At 69.7% G+C, this 16860-nt stretch carries 18 protein-coding genes and 1 tRNA gene; 8 read left to right on the top strand and 11 right to left on the bottom strand.

What is annotated here, in order from left to right; translation table 11 throughout:
• Positions 1–39: 39 nt before the first annotated feature.
• The 4 genes from LQ757_RS18480 to folE are packed head-to-tail and all read right to left on the bottom strand — an operon-like array spanning position 40 to position 3572.
• Positions 40–762, bottom strand: a complete 723-nt coding sequence (locus LQ757_RS18480; protein ID WP_231048759.1) for a pyrimidine reductase family protein — start codon at positions 760–762, stop codon at positions 40–42.
• Entirely contained in the window at positions 759–1685 is a 927-nt protein-coding gene (gene folP, locus LQ757_RS18475) for a dihydropteroate synthase (protein ID WP_372459678.1), read from the bottom strand. The genes LQ757_RS18480 and folP overlap by 4 nt, the downstream gene beginning before the upstream one ends.
• Complete coding sequence (locus LQ757_RS18470; protein ID WP_231048758.1) at positions 1682–2926, bottom strand: NAD(P)/FAD-dependent oxidoreductase; 1245 nt, start codon at positions 2924–2926, stop codon at positions 1682–1684. Before LQ757_RS18470 ends, folP begins: the two co-directional genes overlap by 4 nt.
• 1 nt (position 2927) lies before the next feature.
• Positions 2928–3572, bottom strand: a complete 645-nt coding sequence (folE, locus tag LQ757_RS18465; RefSeq protein WP_231048757.1) for a GTP cyclohydrolase I FolE — start codon at positions 3570–3572, stop codon at positions 2928–2930.
• A gap of 155 nt (positions 3573–3727) precedes the next feature.
• On the opposite strand from folE, the gene LQ757_RS18460 reads away from it, so the two are divergent.
• The 4 genes from LQ757_RS18460 to LQ757_RS18445 all read left to right on the top strand — a co-directional run bounded on the left by LQ757_RS18460 (position 3728) and on the right by LQ757_RS18445 (position 7432).
• On the top strand, positions 3728–4408 hold the full coding sequence (locus LQ757_RS18460; RefSeq protein ID WP_231048756.1) for a helix-turn-helix transcriptional regulator: 681 nt from the start codon (positions 3728–3730) through the stop codon (positions 4406–4408).
• Positions 4409–4467: 59 nt separating this feature from the next.
• Positions 4468–5160, top strand: coding sequence for a response regulator transcription factor (locus LQ757_RS18455; RefSeq protein ID WP_231048755.1), 693 nt, complete (start codon positions 4468–4470; stop codon positions 5158–5160).
• Between the two features lie 31 nt (positions 5161–5191).
• Positions 5192–7021 carry a sensor histidine kinase gene (locus LQ757_RS18450; protein WP_231048754.1) on the top strand — a complete coding sequence of 610 codons (1830 nt, stop codon included), beginning with the start codon at positions 5192–5194 and terminating at the stop codon, positions 7019–7021.
• 120 nt (positions 7022–7141) lie between these two features.
• Positions 7142–7432 carry a WXG100 family type VII secretion target gene (locus LQ757_RS18445; RefSeq protein ID WP_231048753.1) on the top strand — a complete coding sequence of 97 codons (291 nt, stop codon included), beginning with the start codon at positions 7142–7144 and terminating at the stop codon, positions 7430–7432.
• Between the two features lie 188 nt (positions 7433–7620).
• Here the strand turns inward: LQ757_RS18445 and groL are convergent, their stop codons facing one another.
• From groL to LQ757_RS18425, 4 genes are all read right to left on the bottom strand, one after another.
• The gene (gene groL, locus LQ757_RS18440) at positions 7621–9240 is read right to left on the bottom strand and encodes a chaperonin GroEL (protein WP_231048752.1); all 1620 of its coding nucleotides are present in this window, start codon (positions 9238–9240) and stop codon (positions 7621–7623) included.
• 204 nt (positions 9241–9444) lie between these two features.
• Positions 9445–9648, bottom strand: a complete 204-nt coding sequence (locus LQ757_RS18435; protein ID WP_159606913.1) for a cold-shock protein — start codon at positions 9646–9648, stop codon at positions 9445–9447.
• Positions 9649–9876: 228 nt separating this feature from the next.
• Positions 9877–10419 (bottom strand): LytR C-terminal domain-containing protein, encoded by a 543-nt coding sequence (locus LQ757_RS18430; protein WP_231048751.1) that lies wholly within the window; start codon positions 10417–10419, stop codon positions 9877–9879.
• A gap of 29 nt (positions 10420–10448) precedes the next feature.
• Positions 10449–10745: a DUF3263 domain-containing protein gene (locus LQ757_RS18425; RefSeq protein WP_231048750.1), complete on the bottom strand. Its 297-nt coding sequence runs from the start codon at positions 10743–10745 to the stop codon at positions 10449–10451.
• A gap of 210 nt (positions 10746–10955) precedes the next feature.
• Here LQ757_RS18425 and msrB point away from each other — a divergent pair, with 210 nt between their 5' ends.
• Together msrB and LQ757_RS18415 are read left to right on the top strand one after the other, a co-directional pair.
• The gene (msrB, locus tag LQ757_RS18420) at positions 10956–11357 is read left to right on the top strand and encodes a peptide-methionine (R)-S-oxide reductase MsrB (RefSeq protein WP_231048749.1); all 402 of its coding nucleotides are present in this window, start codon (positions 10956–10958) and stop codon (positions 11355–11357) included.
• A 2-nt stretch (positions 11358–11359) separates the two neighbouring features.
• A complete protein-coding gene (locus tag LQ757_RS18415) occupies positions 11360–11908 on the top strand; it encodes a nitroreductase family protein (protein WP_231048748.1) in 549 nt (182 codons plus the stop codon).
• On the opposite strand, the gene LQ757_RS18410 is transcribed toward LQ757_RS18415, so the two are convergent.
• The 3 genes from LQ757_RS18410 to LQ757_RS18400 all read right to left on the bottom strand — a co-directional run bounded on the left by LQ757_RS18410 (position 11892) and on the right by LQ757_RS18400 (position 14028).
• The gene (locus tag LQ757_RS18410; protein WP_231048747.1) at positions 11892–12950 is read right to left on the bottom strand and encodes a DMT family transporter; all 1059 of its coding nucleotides are present in this window, start codon (positions 12948–12950) and stop codon (positions 11892–11894) included. The two genes, LQ757_RS18415 and LQ757_RS18410, sit on opposite strands and share 17 nt — an antisense overlap.
• A 1-nt stretch (position 12951) precedes the next feature.
• Positions 12952–13024, bottom strand: a tRNA-Thr gene (locus tag LQ757_RS18405).
• Between the two features lie 77 nt (positions 13025–13101).
• Positions 13102–14028 (bottom strand): DsbA family protein, encoded by a 927-nt coding sequence (locus LQ757_RS18400; protein ID WP_231048746.1) that lies wholly within the window; start codon positions 14026–14028, stop codon positions 13102–13104.
• Positions 14029–14298: 270 nt separating this feature from the next.
• On the opposite strand from LQ757_RS18400, the gene LQ757_RS18395 reads away from it, so the two are divergent.
• Both LQ757_RS18395 and LQ757_RS18390 read left to right on the top strand, forming a co-directional pair.
• Positions 14299–15399, top strand: coding sequence for an ABC transporter ATP-binding protein (locus LQ757_RS18395; protein WP_231048745.1), 1101 nt, complete (start codon positions 14299–14301; stop codon positions 15397–15399).
• Positions 15400–15485: 86 nt separating this feature from the next.
• On the top strand, positions 15486–16805 hold the full coding sequence (locus LQ757_RS18390) for a DUF4032 domain-containing protein (RefSeq protein ID WP_231048744.1): 1320 nt from the start codon (positions 15486–15488) through the stop codon (positions 16803–16805).
• Positions 16806–16860: the final 55 nt, after the last annotated feature.

Raw genomic sequence — 16860 nt, 5'->3', positions numbered from 1 at the left:
TTCTCCTGAGTTGGCGCCGTACCGCCCTTGCGCCGCCGCTCACCCGCGCGCGTAGCGCAGGAACAGCATCTCGTCGGTCGGCAGCTCGTGCACGAGCCGCATGCGCCGCGGCGGCACCTCGGCACCCGCCGCGATACGCCCGGCGTCGCCCGCCACGAGCACGGACGACAGGCTGAGGCACAGCTCGTCGACCAGGTCGGCGGCCAGCAGCGCGCCGAACAGATGGGGTCCTCCCTCGCAGAGCACCTGCGGCAGCCCACGGTCGGCGAGCGCGGCGAGCGCGTGCCGCAGGTCCACCGCGTCACCGGGGCTCACGATCATGTCGGCGACCTCGGCGAGCGCGGCCCGCCGATCCGCGGGTGCCGCCGAGTGGGTCACGACGATCGGACGCACGGTGGCGTCGGTGAAGAACGGATGCCCCGGGGCGAGGTCGAGCCGCGATGAGACGACCGCGAGCGGGGGTTGCGCTGCCATGCCCCGGCCGGTCCGCCACGCTGCGACCTCGTCGGGCAGGCGCACGCCGCCGTAGCCCTCGACGCGAACGGTGCCCGCCCCGACGAGGATGACGTCGGCGAGCGCGCGCAGCACGCCCATGATGCGCCGGTCGTCGGCGTTGCCGAGCCCGCCGCTGCGCCCGTCGAGCGTGACTGCACCGTCGAGGCTCATCACGAAGTTCATGCGCACCCGCGGCGTGGCGCGGTCTTCGATCGCGTAGGCGGCGAGCAGTTCCTCGCGCGCGAGCCCGGCCGGCGCGGCGGTCACGATTCCTCGTTCGGGCCGTCGACCACGTTGTGCTTCAGGTACGCGGGTGCGCGCCACCCGAGGATCGCCTCAACCATGCGGGCCGCGTCGACCGACTCGGGCACGTTGTGCATGCGCAGGATGCGCGCGCCCTGGAGCGCGCAGAACACGGCGGCCGCGAGCGAACCGGCGAGCCTGCCATCGCGTGGGCGGTCGAGGGTCTCGCCGATGAAGTCCTTGTTCGACACGGCGGCCAGCAGCGGGAACCCGAGTCGGGCGAGTTCGCCGAACCGGCGCGTGAGCTCGAGCGAGTGCCGGGTGTTCTTGTTGAGGTCGTGGCCGGGGTCGAGCACGATGCGATCTTCGGGCACGCCGTGCCGCACGGCCAGCGCGACGCGCTCCTCGAGGAACGCGGCGACCTCGCCGACGACGTCGTCGTACTGCGGGCGCGGAAACCACTGCCGAGGCTCGGCCCGGCTGTGCGTGATCACGAGGGTCGCCTCGCTCGAGGCGACGACTTCGGCGATCGCCGGGTCGTGCACGCCCGTCGTGTCGTTCACGACGTGCGCGCCGGCGGCGATGGCGGCAGCGGCGACCTCGGCGTGGAAGGTGTCGACCGAGATCGCGGCCTCGACGCCATGCAGCGCCTCGACGACGGGCACGACCCGGTCGATCTCTTCAGCCACGGGTATCGCCGGACCCGGCCCGAACTTCGCGCCGCCGATGTCGACCCACGCGGCGCCCTGCTCGACCGCACGTCGCGCGGCCCCGACCGCCTGCACCAGGCCGAACGTGGCGCCGCGGTCGTAGAACGAGTCGGGCGTGCGGTTGACGACGGCCATGACCGCGATCGTGCGGCGGAAGTCGACCTCGCGCCCCGCGATGCGGCGCACCGGGTGGGTGATCGCCGGTTCGACCCAGCCGAGCGGCGATCGTTCGATCACTCGGATGTCCCGACGAGCGCATCGAGCGGAATCGAGGGGTCGGCGAGCCGCTCGGGCTCGACGACGACCTCGTCACGGATGAGCCGCTGCACGGTGTCGTTCACGTCCCACACGTTGACGTTCATGCCCGCGACGACCTTGCCCGAATCCACCCAGAACGCCACGAACTCGCGCCCGTCGCGATCGCCCCGGAACACCGGTTCGATGCCCGCGGCGAGCGTGCCGTAACCCGAGTACTCCATGCCCAGATCGTACTGGTCGGTGTAGAAGTACGGGATCTCGTCGTACTCGACCGTCTCACCCGCCATCGAGCGACCGGCGACCTTGCCGGCGACATCGGCGTTCGCCCAGTGCTCGATGCGGATGCGTCGACCGAGCACCGGATGGAACACGCTCGCGACGTCGCCGACGGCGTATACGTCGGCCGCACTCGTGAGGAACGCGGCATCGGTCGTCACGCCGTTGTCGACGTCGAGGCCCGCGGACTCGGCGAGCCCCGTCTCGGGGATGGCGCCGATGCCGACCACGACGACGTCGGCCGGCACCACCTCACCACCGTCGAGCTCGACTCCGCTGACACGGCCCTCGGTGCCGACCATGCCGGCCACGCTCGTCGACATGCGCAGGGTGACGCCGTGCGCGCGGTGGAGTTCGGCGAAGACCGAGCCGGCCGAGTCCCCGATCGCCGCGTTCAGCGGCACGGTCTCGAGGCCGAGCACCGTGACATCGTTGCCGTAGCCCCGTGCGGCGGCCGCGACCTCGAGCCCGATCCATCCGGCACCGACGATCACGACGCGTCGGCCGCCCGATGCGATGGCGTCGCGCAGCGCGATCGAGTCGTCGACGCTGCGCAGGAGGTGCACGCCCGCGAGGTCGGCGCCCGGTCCACGGAACCGTCGGGGCGACGCACCGGTCGCGAGCAGCAGCCGGTCGTAGCGCAGCACCTCGTCATCGCCGAGCGTGAGGCTGTGGCCCGCCGGATCGATCGACGCGGCCCGGCGCCCGCGCAGCACCTCGACCCCCTGCTCGGAGTACCACGCCTCGGGGTGCACGTCGATCGATGCCCGGTCGTCTTTTCCGATCAGGAACTCCTTCGACAGCGGCGGGCGGATGTAGGGCATCGCGTCTTCGCCCGCGACGATGGTGATCGACCCGTCGTATCCCGCTTCCCTGGCGCCCTCAGCCGCCCGCGCACCGGCGAGTCCGCCCCCGACGATCACGAGCCCACTCGACGATTCCATCTCACGCCTCCGTTCCGCGCACGCCGCAGCGGGCGAGGAACTCGCGGCGGGTGCGGTCGTCGTCGCGCACCGAGCCGACGAGCGAGCTCGTCACGGTGCGCGTTCCCTCGGCCTGCACGCCTCGCAGCGACATGCAGAGGTGCTCGGCCTCGAGCACCACGCCGACGCCCAGCGGTTCGAGGGTCTCGTCGATCCAGTCGGCGATCTGGCGGGTCATCCGCTCTTGAACCTGCAGGTCGCGTGCGAACAGCTCGACGACGCGCGCGAGCTTCGACAGTCCTACGAGACGTTCACCGGGAACGTAGCCCACGTGCGCGACGCCGCGGAACGGCAACAGGTGGTGCTCGCACAGCGAGCTGAACGGGATGTCGGCGACGACGACGAGCTCGTCGTAGTGCTCGTCGTTCACGAATGTGGTCGCGGCGAACGGTTGCGGCGTCAGCAACTCGATCAGCGCATCGGCGACACGTCGAGGCGTCTCGGCGAGATGGGTCGACCGTGGATCGCGACCGAGCGCTGCGAGCAGCGCCTCGACCGCCGCGATGGCACCGGCCCGGTCGATGCCGCCGCCGACCGCCTCGTCGGGCGCGACCGCGTGCAGCCGCCGCGCGCTGGTCGCCGATGCGGCGAGTTCGGTCGACGTCATGGCTGCTCCTCGGCTCGCTGGTCTGGTGCGGTCGACCCCTCGCACGGTGATTCCCGAGATCGGATGCCCCGTGCGCGGCATCTCCCGTCATGCCGACGCTAGGCCGGGGAAATTCTTTTGTCAATAGATATTGCTTTTAGAGTTACGATGGGGCCATGGCTTCCGACGAGTCCGGCTACGAGTCCGGATACGACGACGAACTGATCGCCGTCAGGGCGCTCGGCGACCCGACCCGGCATCGGGTCTACACGGCGGTCGCACGCAACACCGAACCCATGAGCCGCGATCAGATCGCCGCTCTTCTCGACCTCCCGCGCAGCACCGCCGCCTTCCACCTCGAGCGACTCGCAGACGCGGGGCTGCTCACCGTCGAGTTCCGGCGACTCACCGGTCGAACGGGGCCCGGCTCCGGGCGGCCGGCGAAGGTCTACGTGCGTCCCGACGCCGAACTCTCGGTCTCGATCCCCCGGCGGCACTACGAACTGGCGGGCGAGATCATGGCCGAGGCGATCGGTCGGGCAGTCGGCGACGACGTTCCCGTGCGCGACGCGCTGCACGCGGCGGCGGTGCGCGGCGGGCGGCGCCTCGCCGGGGCATCCGCCGATCTCGACGACGCGCTCGAGCGGGCCGGCCTCGAGCCCAGGGTCGACGGCGACGACACCGTGCTCGGCACGTGCCCGTTCCACCGTCTCGCGCGCGAGAACCCCGGCGTCGTGTGCGAGATCAACCACGCGATGTTGTGCGGCATGGCCGAGGCCGTCGGCGACGATCCCGGCCGCGTGCACCTCGATGCGGGAGCGGGCCGATGCTGCATCCGCATCGCCGCCGCGCCGTGATCGACGGCCACCCACACGACTCACAGGCAGGTTTCAGCAAACGTCAAGAGAATCGACCCATGAGCGATGGACCACGCATTCTCATCGTCGATGACGAGCCCAACATCCGCGACCTGCTGACGACCAGCCTGAGGTTCGCCGGATTCGCGGTCCGCGCCGTGGGCAACGGCGCGCAGACCATCTCGGCCGTGCTCGAAGAGGAGCCCGACCTCATCATCCTCGACGTCATGCTGCCCGACATGAACGGGTTCGGCGTCACCAAGCGCCTGCGCACGGCAGGCTACACCGCGCCGATCCTCTTCCTCACGGCGAAAGACGACACCGAAGACAAGATCACCGGCCTCACCGTCGGCGGCGACGACTATGTCACCAAGCCGTTCAGCCTCGACGAGATCGTCGCGCGCATCAAGGCGATCCTCCGGCGCACGATGCACGCCGAAGAAGACGCGGTGATCCGCACCGGCGAGCTCACGATGGATCAGGACACCCACGAGGTGCTCGTCGGCGACGTGCCCGTCGAGCTCTCCCCCACCGAGTTCAAGCTGCTGCGCTACCTCATGCTGAACCCCAACCGGGTGCTCTCCAAGGCGCAGATCCTCGACCATGTATGGGAGTACGACTTCAACGGCGATGCCGGCATCGTCGAGAGCTACATCTCCTACCTGCGCCGCAAGCTCGACCAGCACTCGACCGAGCCGCTCATCCAGACCAAACGCGGATTCGGGTACATGCTGAAGTCCTCCAAGCCTTGACTCAGGCTTCGCAGCCTAGACTCGGCCCGCAATGAACCAGACCCTGTTCGAGCGGTGGAACCGCATCTCGCTGCGCACCAAGATCACCGGTGTGACAGTGCTGATGCTGACCCTCGGGCTGCTGGTCTCGGGCATCGGCACGGCGGCGATGCTGCGCTCGTACGTCGACGACCAGATGGAAGCGAAGCTCGAGGCGATCGCCTCGGGCGACATGTCGAGGTACTTCTCCCCCAACGGCTCCGACCCACGCTCGCAGACCAACCTCAATCAGCTCGACTTCTCGCCTTCGGAAGAGGTGTTCGTCGCCGTCTACAACGCGTTCGGTGAATACCAGCGCAATAACTGGGACCACCTCGATGAGGCCGAGCTGCCCCAGTTCCCCGCCACGTTCACGCAGGCGCAGGTCAACGCGCTCAACGCCGGGCGCTACGTCACCTTCCCACTGAGCGACGCCGACGGCGCGCCGACGTTCCGCGCCGTCGCGGCACTCATGCCGGCCGACTCGCACGGCACGCTCGTGCCGATCGTCATCGCGATCTCGTCGGCCGACACCGAGCGCCTGCTCGGCGTCTACCTCACGATCTTCCTCGGGTTCGGCCTCGGTGTCGTGCTGGTCGGGGCGCTGCTCACGCGAATGCTCGTGACTTCTACCTTCACCCCGCTGCGCGAGGTCGAGCGCACGGCCGCCGCGATCGCCGACGGCGACTTCGGCCAGCGACTCGGCGGCGCCACACCCAACACCGAGGTCGGGCGGCTCAACCGGTCGCTCAACACGATGCTCAACCGCATCGACCGAGCGTTCCGCGATCGGGCGCGCACGATCGACCAGATGCGCCGCTTCGTCGGCGACGCCTCGCACGAGCTGCGCACTCCGCTCGTGTCGGTGCGCGGCTACGCCGAGCTCTACCGAATGGGCGCACTGCAGACCGAAGACGATGTCGCACAGGCGATGGAGCGAATCGAGAAAGAGGCGATCCGCATGGGCGGACTCGTCGAAGACCTGCTCGCTCTCGCCCGACTCGACGAGGCGAAGCCGCTCGAGCTCGCCGAGGTCGACCTCGTGCCGCTCGCGCGCGACGCCGCACTCGACACGATGGCGGCGCACCCCGACAGGATCGTCACGGTGATCGCCCCAGAGCATGGAGCGACGGAGATCCCGGGGGACCTCGCCCCCGCGCTCGAGGTCGAGCTCGACCCGGCGTCGAGCCCCGCCGCCGCGCCGATCTCCTTCGCCGGCGCGACCCTTGCCCGCCTCCGCGGGCGACGCGTCCGCGGAGATGCCGCCGTCGCGGCCCGCCGCGACGCACAGGCCGCGAAGCGCGCGGCAGCGGCGACCGCATCGGCCAAGCGCGCCGCAGCGAAGGCACAGGCCGGCATGCAGGTCACCGGCGACCTGTCAATCGACGTGCAGAGCGTTCCGATGGCGGACTCGTCGACCGTCGAGCGCGCCGCGAAACCGGTGCGGCGTGCGATCGTGCTCGCCGAAGAGAACAAGATCCGCCAGGTCATCACGAACCTGATGGGCAACGCGATCCGGTTCACGTCCGACGGCAGCCCCCTCGAGATCCGCGTGACGATCGACGATGACGACGAGCGCGCCGTCGTCGAGGTCGTCGACCACGGCGAGGGCATCCCGCCCCAGATCCGGGAGAAGATCTTCCAGCGGTTCTGGCGCGCCGACACCTCGCGAACCCGTGAGACCGGAGGTTCCGGGCTCGGCCTCGCGATCGTCTCGTCGATCGTGGCCGCGCACAACGGCATGGTCGACGTCGTCGAGACGCCCGGCGGCGGTGCGACGTTCCGGGTCATGCTGCCCCTCGCGGGCTCGGCAGCCGCGCCGCAGCCGATCATCGAGCCCTGACCGGCACTCGTCCTCGACAGTTCGCCTCGGACGTGCGCACTCGCCCGCTCGGCCGATCGCGCCGCGACGCCCGCGCACGCGCCCCTAACGTCGGTGGCACACCGAACGAAGGGACACCACATGACCAGCTACCAGGTCGACGCCGAGCAGGTCTCCGCGGCCACCCACACCGTGCAGGGCACGATCGGAAGGATCCAGTCCGAGGTCTCGGCACTGCTCGGGCAGCTCACCGGGCTGCAGTCGTCGTGGTCGGGCCAGGCCTCGTCGGCTTTCCAGGGCGCCGTCGCCGACTGGCGCGCGACGCAGACGCAGGTCGAGCAGAGCCTCTCAGGCCTCAACCAAGCGCTCGGCGTCGCCGCGACGCAGTACCTCGATGCCGAGCAGTCGAACGCGCGGCTGTTCCTGCGCTGACGACTCGAGCGCGCCTCACCCGCCGTGAGGTTCGCACGATGCGCTCGGCGATCGGCACGATCGCCGAGCGCGCCGCGGGCCTCGGGCCGCGGGCCGCGGGCCGATCACGATCGCGCCGGCGGCCGAGACGACGACGATGGGCGCCTCCCTGAGGAGACGCCCATCGTGTGGTGCGGGTCGCGGACGGACTAGAAGTCCATGCCGCCCGTGGGGTCGCCGACCGGAGCCGGGTTCTTCTCGGGCTTGTCGGCGACGACGGCCTCGGTGGTGAGGAACAGGCCCGCGATCGACGCGGCGTTGAGCAGCGCCGAGCGGGTCACCTTCACCGGGTCGTTGATGCCCGCGGCGAGCATGTCGACGTACTCACCGGTCGCGGCGTTGAGGCCCTGGCCGACGGGGAGGTTGCGCACCTTGTCGGCGACGACGCCCGGCTCGAGGCCCGCGTTCAGCGCGATCTGCTTGAGCGGCGCGTCGATCGCGACGCGAACGATGTTCGCACCGGTCGCCTCGTCGCCCGAGAGGTCGAGCTTCTCGAACGCGTTCTTGCCGGCCTGGATGAGGGCGACGCCACCACCGGCGACGATGCCCTCCTCGACGGCGGCCTTCGCGTTGCGCACGGCGTCTTCGATACGGTGCTTGCGCTCCTTGAGCTCGACCTCGGTGGCCGCGCCCGCCTTGATGACGGCGACGCCGCCCGCGAGCTTGGCGAGGCGCTCCTGCAGCTTCTCGCGGTCGTAGTCGGAGTCGGTGTTGTCGATCTCCTTGCGGATCTGCGACACGCGGCCGGCGATGGCCTCTTCGTCACCGGCGCCCTCGACGATGGTCGTCTCGTCCTTGGTGATGATGACCTTGCGAGCCTGGCCGAGCAGGTCGAGCGTGACGTTCTCGAGCTTGAGGCCGACCTCTTCGGAGATGACCTGGCCGCCCGTGAGGGTCGCGATGTCCTGCAGCTGGGCCTTGCGGCGGTCGCCGAAGCCCGGGGCCTTGACGGCGACCGACTTGAAGATGCCGCGGATCTTGTTGACGATCAGGGTCGCGAGGGCCTCGCCGTCGACGTCTTCGGCGATGATGAGCAGCTGCTTGCCGGTCTGGATCACCTTGTCGACGATGGGGAGCAGGTCCTTGATGTTCGAGACCTTGCTGTTGACGATCAGGATGTAGGGGTCTTCGAAGACCGCTTCCTGACGCTCGGGGTCGGTGACGAAGTACGCCGACAGGTAGCCCTTGTCGAAGCGCATGCCCTCGGTGAGCTCGAGCTCGGTGCCGAAGGTGTTCGACTCCTCGACGGTGACCACGCCCTCCTTGCCGACCTTGTCGATCGCCTCGGCGATGAGCGCACCGATCTGCTCGTCTGCGGCCGAGATCGATGCGGTGGCGGCGATCTCCTCCTTGGTCTCGACGTCCTTCGCGTTGGCGAGGAGCTCGGCCTCGACGGCCTGGACGGCCTTCTCGATGCCGCGCTTGAGCGAGATGGGGTCGGCGCCTGCGGCGACGTTGCGAAGGCCCTCGCGGACGAGCGCCTGGGCGAGCACGACCGAGGTCGTGGTGCCGTCGCCGGCGACGTCGTCGGTCTTCTTGGCGACCTCCTTGACGAGCTCGGCGCCGATCTTCTCGTACGGGTCGTCGAGCTCGATCTCCTTGGCGATGGACACACCGTCGTTCGTGATCGTGGGCGCGCCCCACTTCTTCTCGAGCACGACGTTGCGTCCGCGCGGGCCGAGGGTCACCTTGACCGCGTCGGCGAGCGTGTTCAGGCCACGCTCGAGACCACGGCGGGCCTCCTCGTTGAAAGCAATGATCTTTGCCATGTGTGTTTCTCGTCCTTTCCCGGACGTCTTCAAAGATTCGTGGATTTAGCACTCAAAACGAGTGAGTGCTAAGACGATTCTGGCACTCTCCCGGCACGAGTGCAAGCGAGCGCGACGCGCGACGCCCTCGCACGAGCCGAGCGGCGGCGCGAAACGACGAACGCGCCGCCGGAGGGCCGGCGGCGCGTTCGGATGTCGTTGCGGTCAGGCGGGACGCACACCCTCAGCCTGCGGCCCCTTCGAGCCGGTGCCGACTTCGAACACGACCTGCTGACCTTCTTCGAGCACCTTGTACCCGGCCATGTCGATGGCGGAGTAGTGCACGAAGACGTCTTGGCCGCCATCGTCGACGGTGATGAAACCGTATCCCTTTTCAGCGTTGAACCACTTGACGGTTCCGTTCGCCATGCGTTGCTCCCATGTTGCTGTGTGTGGATCAGCACGTGCCTGTCGCCTGTACCGGGCCACTTGGCCGTGCCTACCCGGTGCCGAGAGCGGCACCGGCGTCACACGGGTTTCGAGCAGCCAATTCCAGATACTAACGACGTGACACGCGGGCACAAGGGGGGCGACGCAACGAATGATCGCGGAATGGCAACGATTCTGCACGGAACGGGCGAATCGGCCCGTGGGCGGTCAGCCCGCGACGTTCTCGGCGTAGTCGGAGCCGAGCACGACGACGAGCGGCGTGCCCGTCGCGGCGAACTGCTCGGAGAGCCGCACCTCCGCCTCGGGCAGCAGCTGGGCGACGCCCCGCGCCGCACCCTCGAGGTCGGGCGTCGCGTAGTAGACCACGGTCTCGGTCAGGTCGTTGGCGCTCGCGTTCGCCGTCGCGCCCACGGTCACGCCGCCTGCGGTGAGCAGCTCTCCGGCGTTCGCCGCGAGACCCGACGTGGTCGTGCCGTTCAGCACCGTGACGGGCACGTCGGGAGCGAGCGTCGGCTCGGCGGTGACGACGGGCGTCGGGGTCGGGGTCGCCGTCGGCGCGGTGAAGTTCAGCCGATCGTTCAGCAGCATGACCGCGCCGATGCCGACCGCCACGAGCACGACGGTCGCGAACGCCGCCCAGCCGAACGCGATCCACTTGGCGCCGCGGCGTGCGGGGGCGCGGTGCGCGCCGACTCGGTCGATGCCGTGCGGGATCGAGTCGAACCGATCGCGGGGGAACTTCTGCGCCATGTGTCCAGGTAACGAGGTCGGGGCCGGGCTCAGTCGAGCGGTCGGCCGAGGGAGAGGGAACGCCGGCTGCGGGCCTCCGCGCGCGCCGAACGCATGCGCTGCAGGCGTTTGACGAGCATGGGATCGTGCCGGAGGGCCGCCGGCGAGTCGATGAGCTCGCCGAGTATCCGATAGTAGCGGGTGGCCGAGATGCCGAATTCGTCGCGGATCGCCTCGGCCTTCCGCGCGGGCCGCTGCCAGGCGCGAGCCTCGAATGCGAGGACGTGTCGCTGCCGGTCGTCGAGGTCGGCCTCGTCGGGCCGGTTCGGTACGCGCTCTGCGGCCATGTCCATCTCCCGTCGGGGCCGCGCGATCACGCGTCCTGTGCTGCACATCCTAGGCACGGCGACCCGAGTGCACGCCGAGCAGCCGCGGCGTGTGCCACCGGCGGAACACGGGACATCCGTCGCGCGTTGCACCCCACGTACCGATCCGTCACCTCGCCGCCCGACCTGCGACGATGGAAGCAGAGACCCGAAGCCCCCGAGAGGATGCGCATGTCCTACAGCGTGAAGAAGAGCGACGAAGAGTGGCGCGCCGAGCTCGACCCCGAGCAGTACGCGGTGCTGCGCGAGGCGGCGACCGAGCGGCCGTGGACGGGTGAGCTCCTCGACGAGGAGCGCGCAGGCGTCTACACCTGCGCGGCCTGCAACGCCGAGCTCTTCAAGAGCGGCACGAAGTTCGATTCGGGCTGTGGCTGGCCGAGCTTCTACGAGTCGGTGCGCCCCGAGGCCGTCGAGCTCATCGAGGACACGTCGCTCGGCATGGTGCGCACCGAAGTGCGCTGCGCCGACTGCGGCTCGCACCTCGGTCACGTGTTCCCCGACGGCTTCGGAACGCCCACGGGTGATCGCTACTGCATGAACTCCCTCGCGCTCGGCTTCACCGCCGAGTCCTGAGCGTGGCGTCGGTTCGCGAGGCGGTCCTCGCGCGGCGCTCGGCGCCGAAGGTGACGGATGTCGCTCCCGACGACGCGACGATCATCGAGTTGCTCGTCGCCGCCGAACGGGTGCCCGACCATGCGGCGCTGCGCCCCTGGCGCGTGATCGCGCTCCGAGGCGCCGCGCGTTCGCGTCTCGGTGCGGCGCTGGCCGAGGCATCGGGCCTGACGGGCGACGCGGCATCGCGACTCGCCGCCAAGCCCGAACGTGCCCCGCTGCTGCTCGCGATCGTCGCGACGAGCACCCCTCACCCGAAGGTTCCGCAGTGGGAGCAGGACGCCGCGGCGGCCGGCGTCGCGCACCTGCTGAGCCTGCTGCTCGACGAAGCCGGGTGGGGCGTGATGTGGCGAACCGGGCCGTACACGAGGCACGCGCTCGTCGCGGCCATGCACGGGCTCGGCGCGAATGAGCACCTGCTCGGGTGGCTCTACGTCGGCGGGGTTCCCGAGGGCGCACGCGCGGCGCGCACGGGGCTGCCGCCCGCACCGCGGTTCAGCTCGCTCGACTGACCGATCCGTCGGCGGGGGCCGGGGCGACGTGCTTGTGCTTGGTCCACCGGATCGATGCGACGACCACCGCGACGACGGCGAGCACGGTGCCGCCGATCGTGGCGACGCCGACGGGGCGCTCGGAGGTCGGCAGCAGCAGGTCGAGGGCGAGCGCAGCAGCGAGCTGGCCGGCCACTCCGCAGAGCGCGAGCAGCAGCACGCCGACGACCCGCACGAGCACGGCCTGCCCGGCGATGAACACGCAACCGATCGCGCCGCCGAGGTACAGCCATGGTTCGGCGGGCAGCGCGTCGGGCCAGCCTGCGATCGCCGAATGCACGAGCACGACGATGACGAGCGCCGTGGTGCCCACGGCGAAGTTGGTGAGCGTCGCAGTGAACGCGCTGCCTGCCTCGACCTTCACCCGGCCGTTCACCGCCTGCTGCCACGCGGCACCGATGCCGGCGACGAACGGGAGCAGCATGAGCACGAGCGGCACGTCGTGCACGAGCTGCGCCGACACCGCCCACGAGATCGCTGCGAGCGCGATCAGCGCGCCCAGGACGCGCATGACCGTGAGCGGCCGTCGCCCGCCCGGACCCAGGCCGACGACGTCGAAGAAGATGCCGCCGACCGTCTGGCCCGCGACGATCGCCACGGTGAACAGCGCGACGCCGAGCACACCGGCCGACAGCCCCTGGGTGGTGACGAACCATGCGCCCGCGAGGCCGCCGAGCAGCATCCACCACGCGATCCTTCGGGCGCGCAGCCCCTCGCGGACGCGCCCGATGCCCTGACGCCCCGGCCGCCAGAAGCCCAGCACGACGAGCAGGATCAGGAGGCCGGAGCCGAACGAGATGGCCGCCGCGCTGTACGGATCGTCGATCGCCGCGGCGAGCTGCCCGTTCACGCGCGACTGCAGCGCCGTGAGGCCGCCGAAGAGGACGGCGAGCACGATCGCGAGCCACATCGGGATGCGGGAGCGTTCGGCGTGCGCGTGGCGATGGGGTTCACCCGAACCCGCCGCCTGGGGCGCAGCGTCGGTGATCGGTTGTTCTGTCAAGAGCCGGCTGCGGGACTCGAACCCGCAACCACCGCTTTACAAGAGCGGTGCGCTACCAATTGCGCCAAGCCGGCATGCGTGCCCCGGCCATCTTACCGGGGCTCGCGGTCACCGGCCGCCGGCAGGCGCCGGTCGGTCGGTGACGAGTCGCCTACGGCGCCGGACTCGGCGTCGGCGTCGGCGACGCGCTGGACTCGGAGAAGGTCTCGCCGGTCGCCTGCAGGACGAACGACTGGAACTCGGCCGGGTCGGTGAGCGAGCCCACGTACTGCTTGCCGTTCACGAGCACCGTGGGGGTGCCGGTGATCGACGCGAGGTCGGAGTTCGGCACCGGCTGGGTGAGCGCCCGGTTCGTGGCGTCCTGCACCCAGCTGTGGAACTGCTTGTCGTCGATGCACTTCTCGATCGTCGACAGCGAGGAGACGCCGGCCTGCTTCGCGAGGGCCTTGATCTCATCGTTCGAGAGCCCCTCGGTGCCCTCTTCGGGCTGGTTCTCGAACATCAGGTCGTGGAAGTCGAGGAACGAGACGGGCGAGTTGTCGGCCACGCAGGCCGCCGCGTTCGCCGCTCGCAGCGAGTACTGCGTGCCCGCCGACTTGTTGGTGAGGATCGCGATGGGGTGCACCTCGAGCGTCGCCGCGCCCTCTTCGATCATGGCGCGGATCGACGCCGAGTTGGTCTGCTCGAAGTCGCCGCAGAACGGGCACAGGTAGTCGACGTAGGTCACGATGTTCGCCACCGTGCCGGTCTCATCCGGAACGGTCGGCGTCGGGGTCTCATCGGCGTCGAGCGCGGGCGTCTCGACGGGGGTGATGACGCCCTCAGCGCCCGTGAGCACGATGCCGTTGCTCGCCATGTTCGCGGGGCCGGGACCCGCAGGACGCACGTTGTTGAAGATCAGCCCGGCGACGAGGCCCGCGACCGCGAGCACGGCGACGATGATGCCGCCCTGGATGAGCCAACGGTTGCGGCGCTCGCGCTTCTTCTGCTCTTCGCGCAGGGCCCGTGCCTTCTCGCGCGCTGCTTCGCGCTGCTCGTTACGGGAAGGGCGTGGCTTGTCTGCTCCGCCAATGCTCATCGATGGTCACTCCGGTCGCTGTGTGGGCGCGCGCGACTGCACGCGAACGCAAACACGATAGTAGGCACGGCGTCTGGGAATCCTCCAAACGAACGCTGAACGCGGATGTCCCGACGCGGGCCTCACCGCGGCGGCCGCGGCCCGGGACATCCGTCGACGGTGCGGACCACCCTCGCGCGCATGCGATACTGAGGAGGCGTCAGCATCGACGCAAGTCCATTCACTACGGATCGTCCGGCACGTACCTGCCGGTGAAGGAGATACAGAACCATGGCGTCAGTCACGTTCGACAAGGCCACCCGCCTCTACCCCGGAGGCACCCGACCGGCCGTCGACCAGCTCGACCTCGAGATCGCAGACGGCGAGTTCCTCGTCCTCGTCGGCCCCTCGGGTTGCGGCAAGTCCACCTCGCTCCGCATGCTCGCGGGCCTCGAAGAAGTCAACGAGGGCAACATCCTCATCGGCGACCGCAACGTCACCGACGTGCCCCCGAAGGACCGCGACATCGCGATGGTCTTCCAGAACTACGCGCTCTACCCCCACATGACCGTCGCCGAGAACATGGGCTTCGCGCTCAAGATCGCGGGCGTCGGCAAAGACGAGCGCGCCGCGCGCGTGCTCGAGGCCGCGAAGCTGCTCGACCTCGAGCCCTACCTCAGCCGCAAGCCGAAGGCGCTCTCGGGCGGCCAGCGCCAGCGCGTCGCGATGGGCCGCGCGATCGTGCGCCAGCCGCAGGTGTTCCTCATGGACGAGCCCCTGTCGAACCTCGACGCGAAGCTCCGCGTGCAGACCCGCACCCAGATCGCCTCGCTGCAGCGCCGCCTCGGCGTCACCACGGTCTACGTCACCCACGACCAGACCGAGGCGCTCACCATGGGCGACCGCATCGCGGTGCTCAAGGACGGCGTCCTGCAGCAGGTCGGCACCCCGCGCGACCTCTACGAGAAGCCGAGCAACGTGTTCGTCGCGGGCTTCATCGGCTCGCCGGCGATGAACCTCTTCCACGCCGACCTCGTCGAGGGTGGCGTCAAGTTCGGCACCGCGACCGTGCCGGTCGACCGCGAGATCCTCGCGGCATCGACGGCCGCCACCGCGACCATCGGCGTGCGCCCCGAAGACATCACGGTCTCGCCCCACGAGGGCGAGGGCCTTGCGGTCGACGTCGACCTCGTCGAAGAGCTCGGCGCCGACGGGTACCTCTACGGGCACTCGATCGTCGAGGGCAAGCGCACCGACATCGTCGCGCGCGTCGACGGCCGCGTGCACCCGAATGCGGGCGACAAGGTCTACCTCACCGCCACGCCGAACCACGTGCACCTCTTCGACATCGAGTCGGGCGCACGCCTGAGCGACAAGGCAGTGGTGAGCTGAATCCGGTGAACCGCGCACGATGCCGGTCGGGCCTCGGCCCGGCCGGCATCGGCGTCTGCCCGGCACCCGGGCTACGCTGAATTCCGATGACCGGCTCACTCTCGATCACGTCGGCACTGACCGACCCCGCGCTCCTCGACCTGCCGTGGGACCTGCCGCTCGAGGCGTGGCCGAGCGACACGATCGCCGCACTGCCCAAGGGCATCTCGCGTCACCTCGTGCGCTTCGCCCACCTCGGATCGCACGTCGTCGCCGTCAAGGAGACGACCGCCGAGATGGCCAAGGGCGAATACGAGATGCTGCGCGCCCTGCAGCGCCTCGACATCCCGTGCGTCGACCCCGTCGCCGTGATCACGAACCGCAGCGACGACGAGGGCGAAGCGCTGAAGCCCGTGCTCGTCACGCGGCACCTGCGCTTCTCGCTGCCCTATCGGGCGTTGTTCTCGCAGACGCTGCGGCCCGACACGGCGACCCGTCTCGTCGACGCGCTCGCGGTGCTGCTCGTGCGACTGCACGTCGTGGGGTTCTTCTGGGGCGACGTCTCGCTGTCGAACACGCTGTTCCGGCGCGACGCCGGCGCGTTCGCCGCGTACCTGGTCGACGCCGAGACCGGCAAGCTCTACGAGGGCGGACTCTCCGACGGCCAGCGTGAGAACGACCTCGAGATCGCCCGGGTCAACATCGCCGGCGAACTGCTCGATCTCGAGGCGGGGGGCAAGGTCGCCGACGAGCTCGATCCCGTGAACATCTCGAACGGGATCATCGAGGCGTACCGCAGCCTGTGGAACGAGCTCACGGGCCCCGAGGTCTTCTCCTCCGCCGAACGGTGGCGCATCAACGAGCGGGTCAACCGGCTCAACGAGCTCGGGTTCGACATCGAGGAGCTCGGCATCAAGACCGACGAGACCGGCACGCGCGTGCGCATCCAGCCGAAGGTCGTCGACGCCGGACATCACCAGCGACGGCTCCTGCGGCTCACGGGCCTCGACGCGGGCGAGAACCAGGCTCGTCGCCTGCTCAACGACCTCGACTCGTACCGCGCGGCGTACGGCAAGGACCATCTCGACGAAGAGATGGTCGCGCACGAGTGGCTCATGCGCGTGTTCGAACCGGTCGTGCGGGCGATCCCGCTCGACCTGCGCCGAAAGCTCGAGCCGGCCGAGGTGTTCCACCAACTGCTCGAGCACCGCTGGTTCATGGCGCAGCAGGCCGGCCACGACATTCCCCTGGCCGAGGCGGTGACCTCGTACATCAACGAGGTGCTGCGTCATCGCCGCGACGAGGCGACCGTGATCGACCCGGTGACGAGCTCGTTCACCGCGGTACTCGACGTCGTGCCGACCGAGACGGCGGCGATCAGCGCGATCGACCCCGACGACGAGAACGACTGGCGCCTGAAGGTCTGAAACTTCCGCCGGTCGAGTAGGCGCGCAAGCGCCGTATCGAGACCACTGACGGGGT

Origin of the sequence: Agromyces cavernae (assembly GCF_021044935.1) — a bacterium.
GTDB classification, from domain to species: Bacteria; Actinomycetota; Actinomycetes; order Actinomycetales; family Microbacteriaceae; genus Agromyces; species Agromyces cavernae.
The sequence above is the reverse complement of the archived record's forward strand: the minus strand, read 5'-3'. Positions and strand labels throughout refer to the sequence as shown.